This is a genomic window from Paracoccus lichenicola, assembly GCF_009708075.1.
Lineage (GTDB): Bacteria > Pseudomonadota > Alphaproteobacteria > Rhodobacterales > Rhodobacteraceae > Paracoccus > Paracoccus lichenicola.
The window spans coordinates 24,072-40,555 of the sequence record NZ_WMBT01000001.1; the positions used below are offsets into that span (position 1 = coordinate 24,072).

Consider the following 16,484-nt stretch of genomic DNA (forward strand, 5'->3'; position numbering starts at 1 on the left):
TCGCCGCGCCGCGATGCACTAGACGGGGCGCGACAGAGGATACGGACATGACGCAGATCACACCCCAACCCGGCATCATGGACATCGCGCTTTACGTCAGCGGCGAAAGCAGGCTGCCGGGGCACCGCGACGTGCTGAAGCTGTCGTCGAACGAAAACCCGCTGGGGTGCAGCGACAAGGCGAAGGCGGCCTATGCCGCGGCGGCAGGGGATCTGCACCGCTATCCGAACACCGATCACGGTCCCCTGCGCCGCGCCATCGGCGAGGTCCACGGCCTTGACCCCGACCGGATCATCTGCGGGGTGGGGTCCGACGAGGTGCTGCAATTCGTGGTCCAGGCCTTTGCCGGGACGGGCGACGAGGTGATCACGACGGAACATGGCTTTTCCATGTATCCGATCCTGGCCCGGATGGTCGGCGCGGTTCCCGTCACGGTCCCCGAGGCCGAGCGCCGCATCGACGTGGACGCGATCCTGGCCGCCGTCACGGACCGGACGCGGATCGTCTTTGTCGCCAACCCGGCCAACCCGACCGGCACCATGCTGACCGCGGAGGAAGTGCAGCGTCTGGTGGATGGCCTGCCCCCCGCCGTTTTGCTGGTCCATGACGGCGCTTACACCGAATTCGCGGCGGGCGCGGACGGCGGCGTGTCGCTGGTGGACCGCCACCCCAACGTCATCATGACGCGGACATTCTCCAAGATCCATGGGCTTGGGGGCTTGCGGATCGGCTGGGGCTATGCCGGGCGCGAGATCATCGACGTGCTGAACCGCATCCGCCAGCCCTTCAACCTGTCGAACGCCCAGATGGCCACGGCCGAGGCGGCGGTCCGCGACACCGCCTTCCGCGACCGTTGCGCCGGCCTGAACGCCCGGATGCGCGAGCGGATGCGCAACTCGCTGATCCAGATGGGCATCGGCTGCGACGAGAGTTTCGCCAATTTCGTGCTGGCCCGATTCACCGACCCGGCCGAGGCCGAGGCCGCCGATGCCGCGCTTCGCGGCGATGGCATCCTGGTGCGCCGCGTCGCGGGCTACGGCTTGCCCGCCGCCCTGCGCATCACCGTGGGGGACGAGGATGGCGTGACCCGCGTCCTGGATTGCCTGGGCCGCTTCATGTCCGAACGGGGCCGCGCATGACCGTGATCTATGACCGTGTCGCATTGATCGGGCTTGGCCTGATCGCCGGATCCATGGCCCATGCCATCCGCGAAGGGGGTCTGGCGCGTGAAATCGTGGGCTATGCCCGCAGCGCCGAGACCCGCGACACCGCCCGAGAGATCGGCCTTTGCGACCGCATCGCCGACAGCGCGGCAGAGGCGGTGGAAGGCGCCGACCTGATCGTCCTGGCCGTTCCGGTGGGTGCCATGGGCGCGGTTGCGGCGGACATCGCGCCACATCTGAAACCGGGCGCCACCGTCACGGATGTCGGATCGGTCAAGCAGTCGGTCATCGACGCCGTTGCCCCTCACATCCCGCCGGGCGTGCATTTCGTGCCCGGCCATCCCTTGGCAGGCACCGAACATTCCGGTCCCCGCGCGGGCTTTGCCAGCCTGTTCCGCAACCGCTGGTGGCTGCTAACCCCCCTGCCGGACAGCGACCCCGATGCCGTCGCCCGCCTGTCCGATCTGGTCCGCGCCATGGGCGCCAAGACCGACACCATGGAACCCGCACACCACGACCTGGTCCTGGCCGTGACCAGCCACGCGCCCCACCTGATCGCCTATACCATGGTGGGCGTGGCCGACCACCTGCGCCGCGTCACGGACGAGGAAGTGATCCAGTATTCCGCCGCCGGTTTCCGCGACTTCACCCGCATCGCCGCCAGCGATCCCACCATGTGGCGCGACGTGTTCCTGCACAACAAGGAGGCGACGCTGGACATCCTGGGCCGCTTCACCGAGGAACTGTTCGTCCTGCAGCGCGCCATCCGCATGGGCGACGGCCAGCAGCTGTTCGATTACTTCACCCGCACCCGCGCCATCCGCCGCGGCATCATCGAGGCCGGGCAGGACACCGCCGCCCCCGACTTCGGGCGCGTCGCGACGGGCAGCTAGAACGCGGGCCAGGGCGGGGCCGACCCGATCTCGACCGTGCCGAGGAACATCCGGCCCTCGCGCATCTCCAGCGGGATGCGGACCTGACCTTGCGCTGCGGGCGGCATGGACGGCCAGTCCGCGCCGCCGCCCGCGAAATCCATCTGTCCGACCCGGTTCAGCATGCCCCGCGCCAGCAGGCGGACCTTTGGCGGGACCAGCCCCTCCTCGATGGCCCGATCCAGCATGGCGGCGGCATCGCTGCCGTAGAGCGCGACACGGCCCTGGGCCAGACCGTCCGCGCCCTTGCTCAACTGCCCGACCAGCCGCACCGTGAAACGGCCGGTGTCGATCTCGAACCCCTCGGTCATGACGCCCAGCACGGCAGGCGTCTCGGTCCCGATACCGGGCGCACGATCCAGCCACAGGCGCAGCCCGCCGGTGGCGGACCGGGCCTGCGGCAGGCGCAGGTCGGGCAGGTGGATCCGCATCTGGAAGGCATGGCCCGGGATGCGGTCGTCCGCCACGGCGCGCGCGGTCACGTCGCCCCGCCCCGACAGCGGCGCGCCGTCCAGCGCCAGGGCCGCAAAGGACGCATTGGCCCGCACAACCGAACCAAGGGGCGACAGCGTCACGGCTGCAGCGGCATCCTCCATCCCGACCTGCCGCCGCCCGGCCGGGGCATCCCAAAAGGCCGTCTCGGGCAGGCCGGCCCGCAGGGTCGTCGGCGACAGGGGCGTCACCCACAGATCCAGCCTCGGCAGTTCCAGCCGCCCGGCCTGCGTCGGCAACGTCACGCCCGTCAACGCCAGCCCAAGCCGCCCCCACCCCGGTTGCGGGGCGATCCCGTCCGCCTGCACATGCCGCCGCGCCTGCGCGACCAGCAGGGGTTCGGCTGCGAACCACAGGCCCGCAAGTGCCAGCGCGATCATCAGAAGCAGCCTTGGAATCATCATCCCCTCACCCGTCCCCTTCCGTCATGGCACGCGTTGTCCTAACTTTCGGTGAATGGACGGAATGGGGACGATGCGAAAGATCGAATGGGTCTTCGGCTATGGATCGCTGATCTGGGATCCGGGCTTTGCGCCGGTCGAGACCGCGCGGGCATGGGTGACGGGCTATGCCCGCAGCTTCTGCCTGCGGTCGATCCAGCATCGCGGCACGGCGGCGCGGCCGGGGCTGGTGCTGGGCCTCGACGCGCAGCCGGGCGGCGAATGCGGCGGCCTGGCCCTGCGCATCGCGGACGGCGACCATGACGAGGTGCTGGCCTATCTGCGCGCGCGCGAACTGGTGACGGACGCCTATAAGGAGGCGATCCTGCCCCTGCGGCTGGAGGATGGCCGCCGTGTCGAGGCGCTGGCCTATGTCATGCGGCGCGACCACGTCCAGTATGCGGGCGGGCTGGATCTGGCCGAACAGGCGCGGATCATCGCGCGGGCGCAGGGCGGGCGGGGACCGAACGCCGATTACCTGTTCAACACCGCCGCCCATCTGGCGCAGATCGGCCTGGGCGACGCGACAATGGACCATCTGACGGACGAAGTGCGCAAGTTGCTGGAAAGCGACAGAAACCCGCCGGCCTGACCGTCGGATCGCTTGGCAAGCGCGGGGGCGCGCCCTACACTCCCGGCTGACAGTGTTTGGCCATGGGAATGCGACCAGTTGACCGACCCCACCAGCAGCCAGCGGCCTGACCAGTCCGCCCTTCCACGCCGCACCGGCGCGGCGGACCGGCGGATCACCGCGACCCGCCCCCCCGGCCCCGGCCCTGCCAGCCCGCATTTCTCGCAACCCGTGCGGCAGATCGTGATGATGGTCACGGTGCTGGTCCTGGTGCTGGCGGGGGGATGGATCGCCTATGGCCGCATCCTGCCGATCTTCCGCGCGAACCTGTGGCTGAACGGGCTGATCCTGGCCGTCTTCGCCCTGGGCGTGCTGGCCTGTTTCTGGCAGGTGGGCCAGCTGATCCGCTCGGTCAGCTGGATCGAGCGGTTCGCCGCCCGGCGCAGCAATGCCGTGGAAAAGGGCATCGCGGCGCGGGGCGGGCTGGACACCGGCGACCAGCCCCCGCGTCTTCTGGCGCCCTTGGCCGCGCTTCTTGGCGCGCGCGGGCCTGTGGGCGGGGTCATCTCGACCAGTGCGGCGGCCTCGATCCTCGATTCCGTGGCAACCCGCATCGACGAGTTGCGCGACATCACAAGATACCTGTCGAACCTGCTGATCTTCCTGGGACTTCTTGGCACCTTCTATGGCCTTGCGACGACCATCCCGGCGGTGGTCGAGACGATCCGCACCCTGGCCCCGCAGCAAGGCGAAGCCGGCATCCAGGTCTTCGACAAGCTGATGAGCGGGCTGGAATCCCAGTTGGGCGGCATGGCGACGGCGTTTTCCTCGTCCCTGCTGGGGCTTGCCGGATCGCTGGTCGTGGGGCTTCTGGAACTGTTCGTCACCCACGGCCAGAACCGCTTCCATCGCGAGCTTGAGGAATGGATGTCGGGCTTTACCCGCGTCAGCCTGGCGGGTTCCGAGGGCGAGGGCGTCGATCAGGCCGCGCTGGCGGGGTTCCTGGAACAGATGGCGGGCCAGATGGACCGCCTTCAGCAGATGCAGGCCGAACGCGACATTCAGCGCGACGAAGCCGCCGCCATGGCGGACGAACGCGTCGTGGTGATGGCCCAGGCCATCGAGGCGCTGGTCCAGCGCAGCGAGGCCGAGCAGGAGGCATCCCTGTCCCGCATCGCCGGGCTGACCGAAGCCCTGTCCCGGCTGGCCGATGGACAGGAAAGGCTGATCGGCGGGCAGGACCGGCTGGTCGATCTGGTGCGCAGCGAAGCGGAACGCCCCGCCGCCCCGCCCCCCGATCTGGGCGGGATCGAGGCCGCGCTGAACAGGCTGACCAAGGACCTGACCGAGGGCCGGGACGAGATGGTGGCGGAACTGCGGTCCGACATCCTGGTCCTGACGCGTGCGGTGCGCGCGGCGCGCTTCAACGATCCGTTCCGCGACGATCTTCTGCGCGACCCGCTGGTGTCGCGGGACGGGGCCTGAGCCATGGCCCTGCGCCGCGCCGCATCCGGGCACCGCTTTTCGGCCAATATCTGGCCGGGCTTCGTGGATGCCCTGGCCACGCTGCTGATGGTGCTGGTCTTCGTGCTGACGATCTTTACCGTGATGCAGTCTGTGCTGCGCGAACAGATCACCGACCAGGACGACACCATCGCCGAACAGGGCCAGACGATCGCGGGACAGACGCAGACGATCTCGGCCCAGGAACAGCGGCTGGAACAGCTTGGGCAGCAGGTCTCGGCCCTGGGGCAGGCGCTGACCGCGTCCGAGGATCGCGGCGCGGATCTGCAAGGCCAGCTTGCCGATGCCGAGGCCGAGGCGCGCGACCGCGCCGCCCGCATCGCGCGCCTGTCCTCGCAACTGGAAAGCAGCCAGGGCGAGTTGGCGCAGGCCCGGTCCCGCCTGACCGATTTCGAGGCCGAGGTCGCGGCGCTGATGGCCGCGCGCGCCGCCGACCAGCAGCAGGCGCAGGCGCAACTGGCCCAGCAGCAAAGCCGCGCCAGCGCCGCCGAACTGGCCGTGGCGGCCGCGCGCCGGGAAATCGACGCGCAGGCCGAACAGGCGCGCCTTGCCGCCGCCCGCCGCGACGCGCTGGAGGCCGTGACGGCCGACCTGCGCCAGCAGACCCAGGCGGCCGAGGCGAAGGCGGGCGCGTTGCAGGCCCAGCTGACCGAGGCCGAGGCCGCCCGCCTGACCGATGCCGAGGCCGCGCGCGCCCTGCGCGAACGGCTGGAACGCGCGGACACCGAACTGACCGCCATGACCCTGTCGCTGGAGGAAAGCCGCAAGCGCGCCGAGGAAACCCTGACCCTGCTGGCCGCAGCCGAGGCCGCGCGCGACGAGGCGACCGCCCAAGCCGCCCGCAGCCTGACCGAGGCCGAGCGTCAGGCCGCGCTTCTGGCCACGGCGGAAAAGGCGCTGTCCGACCAGACGGCGCTGTCGGACGAGGGGCAGCGGCGGGTCGCGTTGCTGAATGAACAGGTGGCCTCTCTGACCGCGCAGTTGGGATCGCTGCAGGCGCTTCTGGATGCCGCAGGCGACGAACAACGGCAGGCTGAATTGCGCGTCGAAAGCCTGGGGCAACAGTTGAACGCCGCCCTGCTACGCGCCGCCGAGGAAACCGACCGCCGCCTGACGCTGGAAGAACAGGCCCGCCAGCGCGCCGAGGAGGAAGCCAAGGATCTGGCCCGTTATCGGTCGGAATTCTTTGGCCGCCTGTCCGAGATCCTGTCGGGGCGCGAGGGCGTGCAGGTGGTGGGCGACCGTTTCGTCTTCCAGTCCGAGGTGCTGTTCCCGCCGGGCGCCACGACCCTGTCGCCCGAAGGGCGCGACCAGGTCGCCCGCGTGGCCCGGATGCTGTCCGAGATCGCGGACGACATCCCCCCGGAAATCGACTGGATCATCCGGGTGGACGGCCACACCGACAGCACGCAACTGTCGGGCACCGGGCGTTATCGCGACAACTGGGAACTGAGCCAGGCCCGCGCCCTGGCCGTCGTGCGCTACATGACCGACGAACTGGGCTTTCCGGCGAACCGGCTGGCTGCCACAGGCTTTGCCGATACGCGGCCCGTGACCCCCGGCACGACGCCCGAGGCGCTGTCGGCGAACCGGCGCATCGAGCTGAAGCTGACCGAACGCTGAGGGCTACTTGGCGGGCTTTTCCTGTGCCGGGTCAATCGGCACGCCCGCCATTTGCTTCAAGTGGCGTTCGATCTCGGAATTGACCTCGGCGCCCACCAGGACCACGGTGGATGCGAACCACAGCCACATCATCAGAGCGATCACCGCGCCCAAGGAACCATAGGTTTCGTTGTAGTCGGCAAAGTTCGCGGCATACCAGCTGAACAGGATCGAGGTGATCACCAGCCCCACGGCGGCGATCACCGCACCGGGCGAAATCCAGCGCCAGCGCGAATCCGGCGCGTCGGGTCCCCAGCGATAGAGCGCGGCCAGCGCCACGATCAGGACGCCGAACATGATCGGCCAGCGGATCACCGCGACCCAGGTGCTGGTCGTTTCGGCCAGGGGCAGCATCTGCAGCAGGATCGGAATGACGGCGATCACGCCCAGCATCAGGACGATCAGCACCAGCCCGCCCAGGGTAAAGGCCATGGACACCAGGTTCAGGCGGATGATGCCGCGCGTCTCGGTCTGGAAAAAGGCGACGTTCAGCGCCGACAGCAGGGCCTTGACCCCGCCATTGGCGGAATAGAAGGCCACCAGCAGCCCGCCTATCCCCGCCAGCGACAGCGCCGTTCCCGGCGACGAGGTGATCGATTCGACCTGACCACGGATGATGTCCAGCGCCCCCTGCGGCAGAAAGCTTTCCAGCATGTCCAGATGGCCCGAAATCGTCGCGGGATCGGCGACCAGCCCATAGATCGACACCAGCGCCGTGATCGCCGGGAACAGGGACAGCAGGCCGAAGAAGGTGATCCCGCCCGCGACGGCCGTCACCCGGTCGGTGCCGACCTGGGTGAAGGTCGCCTTCGTGATGTCCATCCAGTCGTCCTTGCCCAGGTCGCGCAGCCCGACATCCTTGCCCGCCGGATGCGGCCGCGCCGGTGTCCGCGCCTGCGGCGTTTCGTCGGTCTTCATCCCGAAACGCTGGCGGGTCGGATCGTCCAAATCGCCGAATAGCGCGTCGAGGACTCCGGGCGTGCTGCTTCTCATGGCCTTGTTCCTGTTACCCGATCAAAGCCGATGCGCGCGGTCCGAATCGCCTGCCTCCCTTTGCGCGGCCTTGGGCTGATCGCCCCGCAAGGCGGACCGCAGCTGGTCGGCGGTGGAGGCGAATTCCGACACCACGCCGGTCGCCTGGCCCGCCACGCTGCGGAAGCTGTCCATCGCCACCGACAGCGACTTGGCCACCCCTTCCAGGCTTTCCGACAGCCTGGTCGATGTGTGGATCAGATCCTCGACAAAGTTGCCCTTGCGCTTGGGGGCCTTGGGCTTGCGGTCGTGACGGTGTTGCGAGGCCTCGGCCCGCAGGCGGCTGAACTCCTGGCGGTCGGCGTGATCCTGGGCGCGCACGCGGCGGCGCATGGCATCGCGCTCGTCCTCGTCCATCTCGACAAAGCGGGGTGCGTTGAACTTGCGGTGGGGATGCTTGGCATGGGAACTGCCGGAAACGGCATCGGCGATCTTGCGCACGGCCAGAACGGCCGCCGCCGTCCCGCCCGCCACGCCCACCGCGACGCCGCCCCAGACGGCAATCTTGGCGCCCAGCGAGGGGGTGGGATAGGACGAACGGCCATCGGGCGAGACGTTCCCCGAGGCGATCACCCGCCGCGCCTGGAAGGACGGCTTGGGTCCATGGTGCCCCGGGGGCACGGGACGGGGGCCGAAACGGGTCTCGCTCGTGCGGTCGGCCTCGGTCATGGGGCGGTCGTCGTCATGGGTCGGATGCATGGCTTTTCTCCGGTCTTGTCGGATTGGTCGAATCCTCAACAGCTTGCGCCGCCGGAATGTTCCCGTGCCCGGCCGGGCGGAAATCGAAAACTTGCCGCCGGGTCATTGCGCCGCTATGCCCGCCCCAACCGGAAAAAGAGGCCCGCCATGATCCCCCGCTATGCCCGCCCCGCCATGACCGCCATCTGGTCGCCCGAGACCCGTTTCCGCATCTGGTTCGAGATCGAGGCCCATGCCTGCGATGCCCAGGCCGACCTGGGCGTGATCCCGCGCGAGAATGCCGAGGCCGTGTGGCGCGCCAAGGACGTGGAATTCGACGTGGCCCGCATCGACGAGATCGAGGCCGTGACCAAGCACGACGTGATCGCCTTCCTGACCCATCTGGCCGAGCATGTCGGCGCGGACCAGGCCCGCTTCGTCCACCAAGGCATGACCAGTTCGGACGTGCTGGACACCACCCTGAACGTCCAGCTTGTCCGCGCCGCCGACATCCTGCTGGACGACCTGGACCGCGTGCTCGAGGCACTGAAGCGCCGCGCCTATGAACACAAGGACACCGTCCGCATCGGCCGCAGCCACGGCATCCATGCCGAGCCGACCACGATGGGCCTGACCTTCGCGCGCTTCTACGCGGAAATGAACCGCAACCGCGCCCGCCTGGAACAGGCCCGGTGGGAGGTCGCCACGGGTGCGATTTCCGGCGCCGTCGGCACCTTCGCCAATATCGACCCCGCGGTCGAGGAGCATGTCTGCGCCAAACTGGGCCTGCGCCCCGAACCGATCTCGACCCAGGTGATCCCCCGCGACCGCCACGCAATGTTCTTCGCGACCCTGGGCGTGATCGCCTCCAGCATCGAGAACGTCGCCATCGAGATCCGCCACATGCAGCGGACCGAGGTGCTGGAGGCCGAGGAGTTCTTTTCCCCCGGCCAAAAGGGCAGTTCCGCCATGCCCCACAAGCGCAACCCGGTCCTGACCGAGAACCTGACCGGCCTCGCCCGCCTGGTCCGCATGGCCGTGATCCCGGCGATGGAAAACGTGGCCCTGTGGCACGAACGCGACATTTCGCACAGTTCGGTGGAACGCGGCATTGCGCCCGACGCGACCATCACGCTGGATTTCGCGCTGAACCGTCTGGCGGGCGTGATCGACAAGCTGGTCGTCTATCCCGAAAACATGCTGGCCAACATGAACAAGTTCAAGGGCCTGGTCATGTCGCAGCGCGTCCTGCTGGCGCTGACGCAGGCCGGCGTCTCGCGCGAGGACGCCTATCGCCTGGTGCAAAGAAACGCCATGAAGGTCTGGGAACAAGGCGCTGATTTCCGGGAAGAATTACTGGCCGACCCCGAGGTGACGGCGGCCCTGTCGCCTGCCGAGATCAAGGAGAAGTTCGACCTTGGCTATCACACCAAGCACGTGGACACGATCTTCCGCCGGGTGTTCGAGCAAGGCCAGAAATAGGCGCGCATAAACCCGGTGTTAGGAAAGCTCTGCCAGATTGGCCGCAGGATAGGGTCGATCTGGTGGAACGATGACGATACAAACGGGATTGAACCAGCGGCAAAAGGCGGCGGTGATCGTGCGCCTGCTTCTGGATGACGACCAGGCATCGGGCCTGTCGCGGCTGGACAGCGAAAGCCAGACCCTGCTGGCCGAGGAGATGGCGGGGATGGAACTGATCGACCGCCAGACCCGCGACGCGATCATCACCGAATTCTGCGACCGGCTGGAATCGGTGGGCGTGACCTTTCCGGGCGACCTGGACGGCACGCTGGCCATGCTGGGCGCGCAACTGTCCGAGGACAGCACCGACCGGCTGCGCCGCCGCGCCGCGATCCAGGGCCGGGGCGACCCATGGTCCCGCATCGGCGCCCTGCCCGCCCCCGCCATCCTGGCGCTGGCCAATTCCGAGGCGGTCGAGATGGTGGCCCTGATGCTGTCCAAGCTGCCGGTGGAACGCGCGTCCGAGGTTTTCGTGAGCCTGCCCCGCGAACGGGCGCGGTCGGTGGCGCAGGCCATGTCCATGACGGCGGGCGTCACGCCCGAATCGCTGCAACGGGTCGGCCTGATCCTGCTGCAGGCGGCCGAGGCCTTGCCCCGCCCCGCGCTGTCCACCCCCGCGACGGACCGGATGGGCGCGATCCTGAACTTCGCCACGGCCGACCTGCGCGACGACGTGCTGGACAGCCTCGACCGCCACGACGCCGAATTCGCGGGCAGCGTGCGCAAGGCGATCTTCATCTTCGCCCATATCCCCGCCCGCGTCCTGCCGCGCGACATCCCGCGCATCATCCGCGAGGTGGACCAGGCCGTCCTGGTCCGCGCCCTTGCCGCCCCCGGCGAGGCCGAGGCCGCGGCGGCCGAGTTCATCCTGGCGAGCCTGTCGCAGCGCATGTCCGACGGGCTGCGGGAAGAACGCAACGACCTGGGCAAGCTGCGCCCCTCGGACATCGAGGAGGCGATGACCGAGGTCGTCTCGGCCATCCGCCGGCTGGAGGAAGCGGGAGAGATCACCCTGATCCTGCCGCAGGACGATGAGTAAGGGTGCTTGCGCCGCTTGCGCGACGGGCGGATAAGACGGCCATGACCAACACCATCGCCATCGCGCTTCTGGTCCTGATCCTGGGACTGTTCGTCGCCGACCAGCTGTGGCTTCAGTGGCAGTTGCCGCTGATGGCGGCGCGGGCGGTGGACGGCCTGGTCGAATATCTCATCTTCTGGCGCTAACGCCGCCCTGGCCGGCCATCCGCAGGTCGGGCGCGGCCACGCGGCATTTGCATCACCCGATACAGCGCGATACGAGGGGCGCAACGTCACTTGGTCGGGAGTAGAGAACCATGGCTGTCAAAGTTGCGATCAACGGTTTCGGGCGGATCGGCCGGAACGTCCTGCGCGCCATCATCGAATCCGGGCGCACCGATATCGAGGTCGTCGCGATCAACGATCTCGGCCCCGTCGAAACCAACGCCCATCTGCTGCGCTATGACAGCGTCCATGGCCGCTTCCCGGCGACGGTCACGGTCAACGGCGATACCATCGACGTGGGCCGCGGCCCGATCAAGGTCACGGCGGTCCGCAACCCGGCCGACCTGCCCTGGGGCGACATCGACGTGATCATGGAATGCACCGGCATCTTCACGTCCCGGGACAAGGTCCAGCCGCACCTGTCCACCGGCGCCAAGCGCGTGCTGATCTCGGCCCCCGGCGAGAATGCCGACAAGACCATCGTCTTCGGCGTGAACGACGACACGCTGACCGCCGACGATCTGGTCGTGTCGAACGCCAGCTGCACCACGAACTGCCTGTCGCCCGTCGCCAAGGTGCTGAACGACGCCATCGGCATCGACCGCGGCTTCATGACGACGATCCACAGCTATACCGGCGACCAGCCGACGCTGGACACGATGCACAAGGATCTGTATCGCGCCCGTGCCGCCGCCCTGTCGATGATCCCGACCTCGACCGGCGCCGCCAAGGCCGTGGGTCTGGTGCTGCCGGAACTGAGGGGCAAGCTGGACGGCGTGGCGATCCGCGTGCCCACGCCCAACGTGTCGGTCGTGGACCTGGTGTTCGAGGCCGGGCGCGACACCTCGGTCGAGGAAATCAACGCCGCGATCAAGGCGGCGGCCGATGGCCCAATGAAGGGCATCCTCGGCTATACCGAGGAAAAGCTGGTCTCGTCGGACTTCAACCACGACCCGCATTCCTCGGTCTTCCACATGGACCAGACCAAGGTGATGGAAGGCCGGCTGTGCCGCATCCTGACCTGGTACGACAACGAATGGGGCTTTTCCAACCGCATGTCCGACACGGCAGTCGCGATGGGCAAGCTGATCTGACCAGAGGACGGCGGGGGAAACCCCGCCGTTTTCCTTTACCCGACGCGGCCCAGGCGACGCGAGTTGGCGCGGGTCCGCTTGCCATAGGGGCGCAGGGCGGCGGCCATCACGCGCTCGGCGCTGTGGCCTCGGCTTGCGGCCCGGGCCATGGCGAACAGCGACTCGGTCGCGGCCGCCTGTTTCTCGGCGACCATGACGAAAGGCTCGCCCGGCGCCTGCGCCATGATGCCCATCATCCCCGCCGTGCGCAGGCCGATCACCATCTGCGATTCGATGGCGATTCGGGCGAATTGCGTCCAAAGGCGGACAGGGTTCTTGGGCATCATCGGGAACATGGCGTCATCCTTTGGATCATCTTCTTTATCTGATGTGACACGAACGTCAGGACAAGGTCGGCTGTTGCACGGGTGCCTGCCATTTTATGCATGACGCGCTTGGCAAGGCCCGTTTGCGCTGTATAGAGGCAGGCCATGACCGACCGCATCACCCTTCGCCGCCCCGACGACTGGCACCTGCACCTGCGCGACGGCGCGATGCTGGCCGCCGTCGCGCCCCATTCCGCCCGCTTCGGCCGCGCGATCATCATGCCGAACCTGGTGCCCCCGGTCGTGACCGGCGCCCAGGCCGCCGCCTATCGCGACCGGATCCTGGCCGCCCTGCCGCAGGGTGCCGCGTTGCAGCCGCAGATGACGCTGTACCTGACCGACGCGACCGACGCCGCCGATGTCGTGGCCGCGTTCCGTGACGGCATCATCCGCGCGGTCAAGCTCTATCCCGCGGGCGCCACGACCAATTCCGCCAGCGGCGTGACCGATTTCGACCGCGTCCAGCCGGTGCTGGAGGCGATGGCCGAGGCGGGCGTGACCCTGTGCGTGCATGGCGAAGTCACCGATCCGGCCGTGGACATCTTCGACCGCGAGGCTGTCTTCATCGACCGCGTCCTGGACCCGCTGCGCCGCCGCACCCCCGGCCTGCGCGTGGTGATGGAGCATATCACCACGGGCGAGGGCGTGGCCTATGCCCGCGCGGGTGGCGACGATCTGGCCGCGACGATCACCACGCATCACCTGGTCATCAACCGCAACGCGATCCTGGCCGGCGGCATCAGGCCGCATTACTACTGCCTGCCCGTCGCCAAGCGCGAATCGCACCGCCTGGCCCTGCGCGAGGCCGCGACCAGTGGCGAGTCGCGGTTCTTCCTGGGCACCGACAGCGCGCCCCACACTGATGCCGCCAAGCTGCAACCCTGCGGCTGCGCGGGCTGCTTCACGGCGCCCAACACCCTGTCGATCCTGGCCCAGGTGTTTGAGGATGAGGGCGCGCTGGACCGGCTGGAAGGCTTCACCAGCCTGCACGGCGCCGCCTTCTATCGCCTGCCGCCGAACGACGACCGTGTCACGCTGGTCAAGCGCGCCACCCCCGCCGCCTATCCGGCGCAGATCGACGCGGGCGGCGAGACCGTCACCGTCTTCGACCCCGGCTTTCCGCTTTACTGGCATCTGGAGGACTGATGAGCCTGACCTTTCCCGCGCGCGACGAGATCGCCCGCCTGTCCGCCCGGATGCTGCTGGAAATCAAGGCCGTCGATTTCAACGCGACGACGCCCTTCACCTATGCCTCGGGCCTGAAGGGGCCGACCTATGTGGACTGCCGCCGCATCATCAGCTTTCCCCGCGTGCGCCAGACCTTGATGGATTTCATGGCGGCGACGGTGATGCGCGACGCGGGCTTCGAGGCCTTCGACAACGTGGCAGGCGGTGAAACCGCGGGCATTCCCTTTGCCGCCATGGTCGCCGAACGGCTGGGCCTGCCCATGACCTATGTGCGGAAAAAGCCCAAGGGCTATGGCCGCAATGCCCGTATCGAGGGGGCGATGTCCGAGGGACAGCGCGTGCTGCTGGTCGAGGACCTGACCACCGACGGCGGCAGCAAGCTGTCCTTCGTGGACGCGATTCGCGACACCGGCGCGAGTTGCGCGCATACGGCGGTTGTCTTCTATTACGGCATCTTCCCGGAAACGACGCAGCGCCTGGCCGATCATGGTGTTTCGCTGCATCACCTCTGCACCTGGTGGGATGTCCTGGCCGAGGCCAAGGCCCAAGCCGCTTTCGACCCGCAAACGCTGGCCGAGGTCGAGATCTTCCTGACCGATCCCCGCGCCTGGCAGGCCGCGAACGCCTGACTTATCCACAGGCCATCCACAGAACCACCCCCTGAAATCGCACTGCGCGGCGTTCCCCGCGTGGCGCATCGGGTGTAGAACGGGGCAAGAAGAAAAGGGGGCAGCCCATGACCAATCTGCGCGCCATCATTCCGGGTCAGCCCGTCAGCGCCGAGGACACGCCCTCGATCCCCTTCTCGCTGGAAGCCGAACAGCAGCTTCTGGGCGCGCTGCTGACCAACAACGACGTGTTCGACCGGGTCAGCCAGATCATCAAGCCGGACCACTTCTATCACCCGGTCCACGCCCGCATCTTCGACATCTGTTCCGAACGCATCCGCAAGAACGCCCTGGCCAGCCCCGTCACGATCAAGGCGTTCCTGGAACATGACGAGGGGCTGAGGGAACTGGGCGGGCCGGCCTATCTGGCGCGCATGGCGGGGGCCGCGATCAGCGCCTATGCCGCGCGCGACTATGCCCAGATGATCCGCGAATTCGCCCTGCGCCGCGAACTGATCCAGTTGGGCCAGGACATTTCCGCCCGCGCCGCCACGGTCGAGGTGGGCGACGAGGCCGAGGAGCAGATCAAGGCCGCCGAACAGACGCTGTACAAGCTGGGCGAGGCGGGCACGGCGGAGCGCGGCTTCCAGTCCTTCCTCAAGGCCGTGACGGGCGCGGTGCAGGCCGCCAACGCCGCCTATCAGCGCGACGGCAAGCTGTCGGGGATCTCGACCGGGCTGATCGACCTGGACGCCAAGATGGGGGGCCTGAACAATTCCGACCTGGTGATCCTGGCGGGCCGTCCCTCGATGGGCAAGACCTCGCTGGCGACCAACATCGCCTTCAACATCGCCAAGGCCCACAAGACGGGCGAACGCCCCGACGGCACAATCGGCACGGTCGAAGGTGGCGTGGTGGGCTTTTTCAGCCTGGAAATGTCGGCCGAACAGCTTGCCGCGCGGATCCTGTCCGAGGCGGCCGAGGTGCCCAGCGAACGCATCCGCAGCGGCAACATGGACGAGGGCGAATTCCGCCGCTTCGTCGAGGCCGCGCACGCGTTGCAGAACTGCCCCCTGTATATCGACGACACGCCCGCCCTGCCGATCAACCAGCTTGCCGCCCGCGCGCGCAAGCTGAAGCGGACGCATGGGCTGGACGTGCTGATGGTGGACTATCTGCAACTGCTGAAGGCCGCGTCCGCCAAGGACAGCCGCGTGAACGAGGTGTCCGAGATCACCCAGGGGCTGAAAGCCGTCGCCAAGGAGCTGAACATCCCCGTGATCGCCCTGTCGCAGCTGTCGCGGCAGGTGGAAAACCGCGACGACAAGCGCCCGCAGCTGTCGGACCTTCGCGAATCCGGGTCCATCGAGCAGGACGCCGACATCGTGATGTTCGTGTTCCGCGAGGAATACTACAAGGAACGCGAAAAGCCGTCGGACAGCGACCTGGACGCCATGGCCAAGTGGCAGCAGGTGATGGAGCAATGCCACGGCAAGGCCGAGGTGATCCTGGGCAAGCAGCGCCACGGTCCCATCGGCACGGTCGAGCTTTCGTTCGAAGGCCAGTTCACCCGGTTCGGCAACCTGGCGAAGGACCGGCAATCGCAATGGGACTAGGCTTGCCGGTTCCCGTCGTCACCATCGGTCTTCTGATCGCCTCGAACGTCTTCATGACGGTGGCGTGGTACGGCCACCTGAAGTTCAAGACCGCGCCGCTGGTCACGGTGATCGCGGTCAGCTGGTTCATCGCGCTGTTTGAATACATCCTGCAGGTACCCGCCAACCGCATCGGCCACGGGCATTTCAGCGCAGCCCAGCTGAAGACCATCCAGGAGGTGATCAGCCTGTCGGTCTTCGCGCTGTTCTCGTGGGTTTATCTGGGGGAACGCATCGGCTGGCAGCACGGCGTGGGATTCGGGCTGATCTGCCTGGGCGCCTGGTTCATCTTTCACGATTTCGGCTAGGCGCCC

General features: G+C 67.9%; 17 protein-coding genes. 13 read left to right on the forward strand and 4 right to left on the reverse strand.

Features of this window, described 5'->3' with window-relative positions:
• Positions 1-47: 47 nt before the first annotated feature.
• On the forward strand, positions 48-1,139 hold the full coding sequence (gene hisC / locus GIY56_RS00115; protein WP_154762795.1) for a histidinol-phosphate transaminase: 1,092 nt from the start codon (positions 48-50) through the stop codon (positions 1,137-1,139).
• On the forward strand, positions 1,136-2,056 hold the full coding sequence (locus GIY56_RS00120; RefSeq protein ID WP_154762796.1) for a prephenate/arogenate dehydrogenase family protein: 921 nt from the start codon (positions 1,136-1,138) through the stop codon (positions 2,054-2,056). Before hisC ends, GIY56_RS00120 begins: the two co-directional genes overlap by 4 nt.
• On the opposite strand, the gene GIY56_RS00125 is transcribed toward GIY56_RS00120, so the two are convergent.
• Positions 2,053-2,967, reverse strand: coding sequence for a DUF2125 domain-containing protein (locus GIY56_RS00125; protein WP_196053504.1), 915 nt, complete (start codon positions 2,965-2,967; stop codon positions 2,053-2,055). The two genes, GIY56_RS00120 and GIY56_RS00125, sit on opposite strands and share 4 nt — an antisense overlap.
• 94 nt (positions 2,968-3,061) lie before the next feature.
• On the opposite strand from GIY56_RS00125, the gene GIY56_RS00130 reads away from it, so the two are divergent.
• From GIY56_RS00130 to GIY56_RS00140, 3 genes are all read left to right on the forward strand, one after another.
• Positions 3,062-3,619, forward strand: a complete 558-nt coding sequence (locus GIY56_RS00130) for a gamma-glutamylcyclotransferase (RefSeq protein ID WP_407946929.1) — start codon at positions 3,062-3,064, stop codon at positions 3,617-3,619.
• A gap of 225 nt (positions 3,620-3,844) precedes the next feature.
• Positions 3,845-5,083, forward strand: coding sequence for a biopolymer transporter ExbB (locus tag GIY56_RS00135; RefSeq protein WP_230312240.1), 1,239 nt, complete (start codon positions 3,845-3,847; stop codon positions 5,081-5,083).
• A 3-nt stretch (positions 5,084-5,086) separates the two neighbouring features.
• Positions 5,087-6,745 (forward strand): peptidoglycan -binding protein, encoded by a 1,659-nt coding sequence (locus GIY56_RS00140; protein ID WP_154762798.1) that lies wholly within the window; start codon positions 5,087-5,089, stop codon positions 6,743-6,745.
• A gap of 3 nt (positions 6,746-6,748) precedes the next feature.
• Here the strand turns inward: GIY56_RS00140 and GIY56_RS00145 are convergent, their stop codons facing one another.
• A complete protein-coding gene (locus tag GIY56_RS00145; protein WP_154762799.1) occupies positions 6,749-7,777 on the reverse strand; it encodes a YihY/virulence factor BrkB family protein in 1,029 nt (342 codons plus the stop codon).
• A gap of 21 nt (positions 7,778-7,798) precedes the next feature.
• Positions 7,799-8,515, reverse strand: a complete 717-nt coding sequence (locus GIY56_RS00150) for a hypothetical protein (protein ID WP_154762800.1) — start codon at positions 8,513-8,515, stop codon at positions 7,799-7,801.
• A gap of 147 nt (positions 8,516-8,662) precedes the next feature.
• Here GIY56_RS00150 and purB point away from each other — a divergent pair, with 147 nt between their 5' ends.
• From purB to gap, 4 genes are all read left to right on the forward strand, one after another.
• Positions 8,663-9,976: an adenylosuccinate lyase gene (purB, locus tag GIY56_RS00155; RefSeq protein ID WP_154762801.1), complete on the forward strand. Its 1,314-nt coding sequence runs from the start codon at positions 8,663-8,665 to the stop codon at positions 9,974-9,976.
• A gap of 70 nt (positions 9,977-10,046) precedes the next feature.
• Positions 10,047-11,057, forward strand: coding sequence for a FliG C-terminal domain-containing protein (locus GIY56_RS00160; RefSeq protein ID WP_154762802.1), 1,011 nt, complete (start codon positions 10,047-10,049; stop codon positions 11,055-11,057).
• Between the two features lie 41 nt (positions 11,058-11,098).
• The gene (locus tag GIY56_RS18310) at positions 11,099-11,242 is read left to right on the forward strand and encodes a hypothetical protein (RefSeq protein ID WP_196053505.1); all 144 of its coding nucleotides are present in this window, start codon (positions 11,099-11,101) and stop codon (positions 11,240-11,242) included.
• Positions 11,243-11,352: 110 nt separating this feature from the next.
• On the forward strand, positions 11,353-12,354 hold the full coding sequence (gap, locus tag GIY56_RS00165; protein WP_154762803.1) for a type I glyceraldehyde-3-phosphate dehydrogenase: 1,002 nt from the start codon (positions 11,353-11,355) through the stop codon (positions 12,352-12,354).
• Between the two features lie 35 nt (positions 12,355-12,389).
• Here gap and GIY56_RS00170 read toward each other — a convergent pair whose 3' ends face one another.
• A complete protein-coding gene (locus tag GIY56_RS00170; RefSeq protein ID WP_154762804.1) occupies positions 12,390-12,689 on the reverse strand; it encodes an antibiotic ABC transporter in 300 nt (99 codons plus the stop codon).
• A 135-nt stretch (positions 12,690-12,824) separates the two neighbouring features.
• Between GIY56_RS00170 and pyrC the strand changes: the two genes are divergently transcribed.
• The 4 genes from pyrC (at position 12,825) to GIY56_RS00190 (ending at position 16,478) form a co-directional block, all read left to right on the forward strand.
• Positions 12,825-13,865, forward strand: a complete 1,041-nt coding sequence (gene pyrC, locus GIY56_RS00175; protein WP_154762805.1) for a dihydroorotase — start codon at positions 12,825-12,827, stop codon at positions 13,863-13,865.
• Complete coding sequence (locus GIY56_RS00180; RefSeq protein WP_154762806.1) at positions 13,865-14,536, forward strand: orotate phosphoribosyltransferase; 672 nt, start codon at positions 13,865-13,867, stop codon at positions 14,534-14,536. Before pyrC ends, GIY56_RS00180 begins: the two co-directional genes overlap by 1 nt.
• A gap of 107 nt (positions 14,537-14,643) precedes the next feature.
• Positions 14,644-16,131 carry a replicative DNA helicase gene (locus GIY56_RS00185; RefSeq protein ID WP_154762807.1) on the forward strand — a complete coding sequence of 496 codons (1,488 nt, stop codon included), beginning with the start codon at positions 14,644-14,646 and terminating at the stop codon, positions 16,129-16,131.
• Positions 16,122-16,478: a DMT family protein gene (locus GIY56_RS00190; RefSeq protein WP_154762808.1), complete on the forward strand. Its 357-nt coding sequence runs from the start codon at positions 16,122-16,124 to the stop codon at positions 16,476-16,478. Before GIY56_RS00185 ends, GIY56_RS00190 begins: the two co-directional genes overlap by 10 nt.
• Positions 16,479-16,484: the final 6 nt, after the last annotated feature.

Excerpts from the sequence above, each read along its gene's own strand:
- hisC (WP_154762795.1), top strand. The coding sequence starts at position 48 with ATGACGCAGATCACACCCCAACCCGGCATCATGGACATCGCGCTTTAC.
- GIY56_RS00120 (WP_154762796.1), top strand. The coding sequence starts at position 1,136 with ATGACCGTGATCTATGACCGTGTCGCATTGATCGGGCTTGGCCTGATC.
- GIY56_RS00125 (WP_196053504.1), bottom strand. The coding sequence starts at position 2,967 with ATGATCGCGCTGGCACTTGCGGGCCTGTGGTTCGCAGCCGAACCCCTG.
- GIY56_RS00130 (WP_407946929.1), top strand. The coding sequence starts at position 3,062 with ATGCGAAAGATCGAATGGGTCTTCGGCTATGGATCGCTGATCTGGGAT.
- GIY56_RS00135 (WP_230312240.1), top strand. The coding sequence starts at position 3,845 with ATGATGGTCACGGTGCTGGTCCTGGTGCTGGCGGGGGGATGGATCGCC.
- GIY56_RS00140 (WP_154762798.1), top strand. The coding sequence starts at position 5,087 with ATGGCCCTGCGCCGCGCCGCATCCGGGCACCGCTTTTCGGCCAATATC.
- GIY56_RS00145 (WP_154762799.1), bottom strand. The coding sequence starts at position 7,777 with ATGAGAAGCAGCACGCCCGGAGTCCTCGACGCGCTATTCGGCGATTTG.
- GIY56_RS00150 (WP_154762800.1), bottom strand. The coding sequence starts at position 8,515 with ATGCATCCGACCCATGACGACGACCGCCCCATGACCGAGGCCGACCGC.
- purB (WP_154762801.1), top strand. The coding sequence starts at position 8,663 with ATGATCCCCCGCTATGCCCGCCCCGCCATGACCGCCATCTGGTCGCCC.
- GIY56_RS00160 (WP_154762802.1), top strand. The coding sequence starts at position 10,047 with ATGACGATACAAACGGGATTGAACCAGCGGCAAAAGGCGGCGGTGATC.
- GIY56_RS18310 (WP_196053505.1), top strand. The coding sequence starts at position 11,099 with ATGACCAACACCATCGCCATCGCGCTTCTGGTCCTGATCCTGGGACTG.
- gap (WP_154762803.1), top strand. The coding sequence starts at position 11,353 with ATGGCTGTCAAAGTTGCGATCAACGGTTTCGGGCGGATCGGCCGGAAC.
- GIY56_RS00170 (WP_154762804.1), bottom strand. The coding sequence starts at position 12,689 with ATGTTCCCGATGATGCCCAAGAACCCTGTCCGCCTTTGGACGCAATTC.
- pyrC (WP_154762805.1), top strand. The coding sequence starts at position 12,825 with ATGACCGACCGCATCACCCTTCGCCGCCCCGACGACTGGCACCTGCAC.
- GIY56_RS00180 (WP_154762806.1), top strand. The coding sequence starts at position 13,865 with ATGAGCCTGACCTTTCCCGCGCGCGACGAGATCGCCCGCCTGTCCGCC.
- GIY56_RS00185 (WP_154762807.1), top strand. The coding sequence starts at position 14,644 with ATGACCAATCTGCGCGCCATCATTCCGGGTCAGCCCGTCAGCGCCGAG.
- GIY56_RS00190 (WP_154762808.1), top strand. The coding sequence starts at position 16,122 with ATGGGACTAGGCTTGCCGGTTCCCGTCGTCACCATCGGTCTTCTGATC.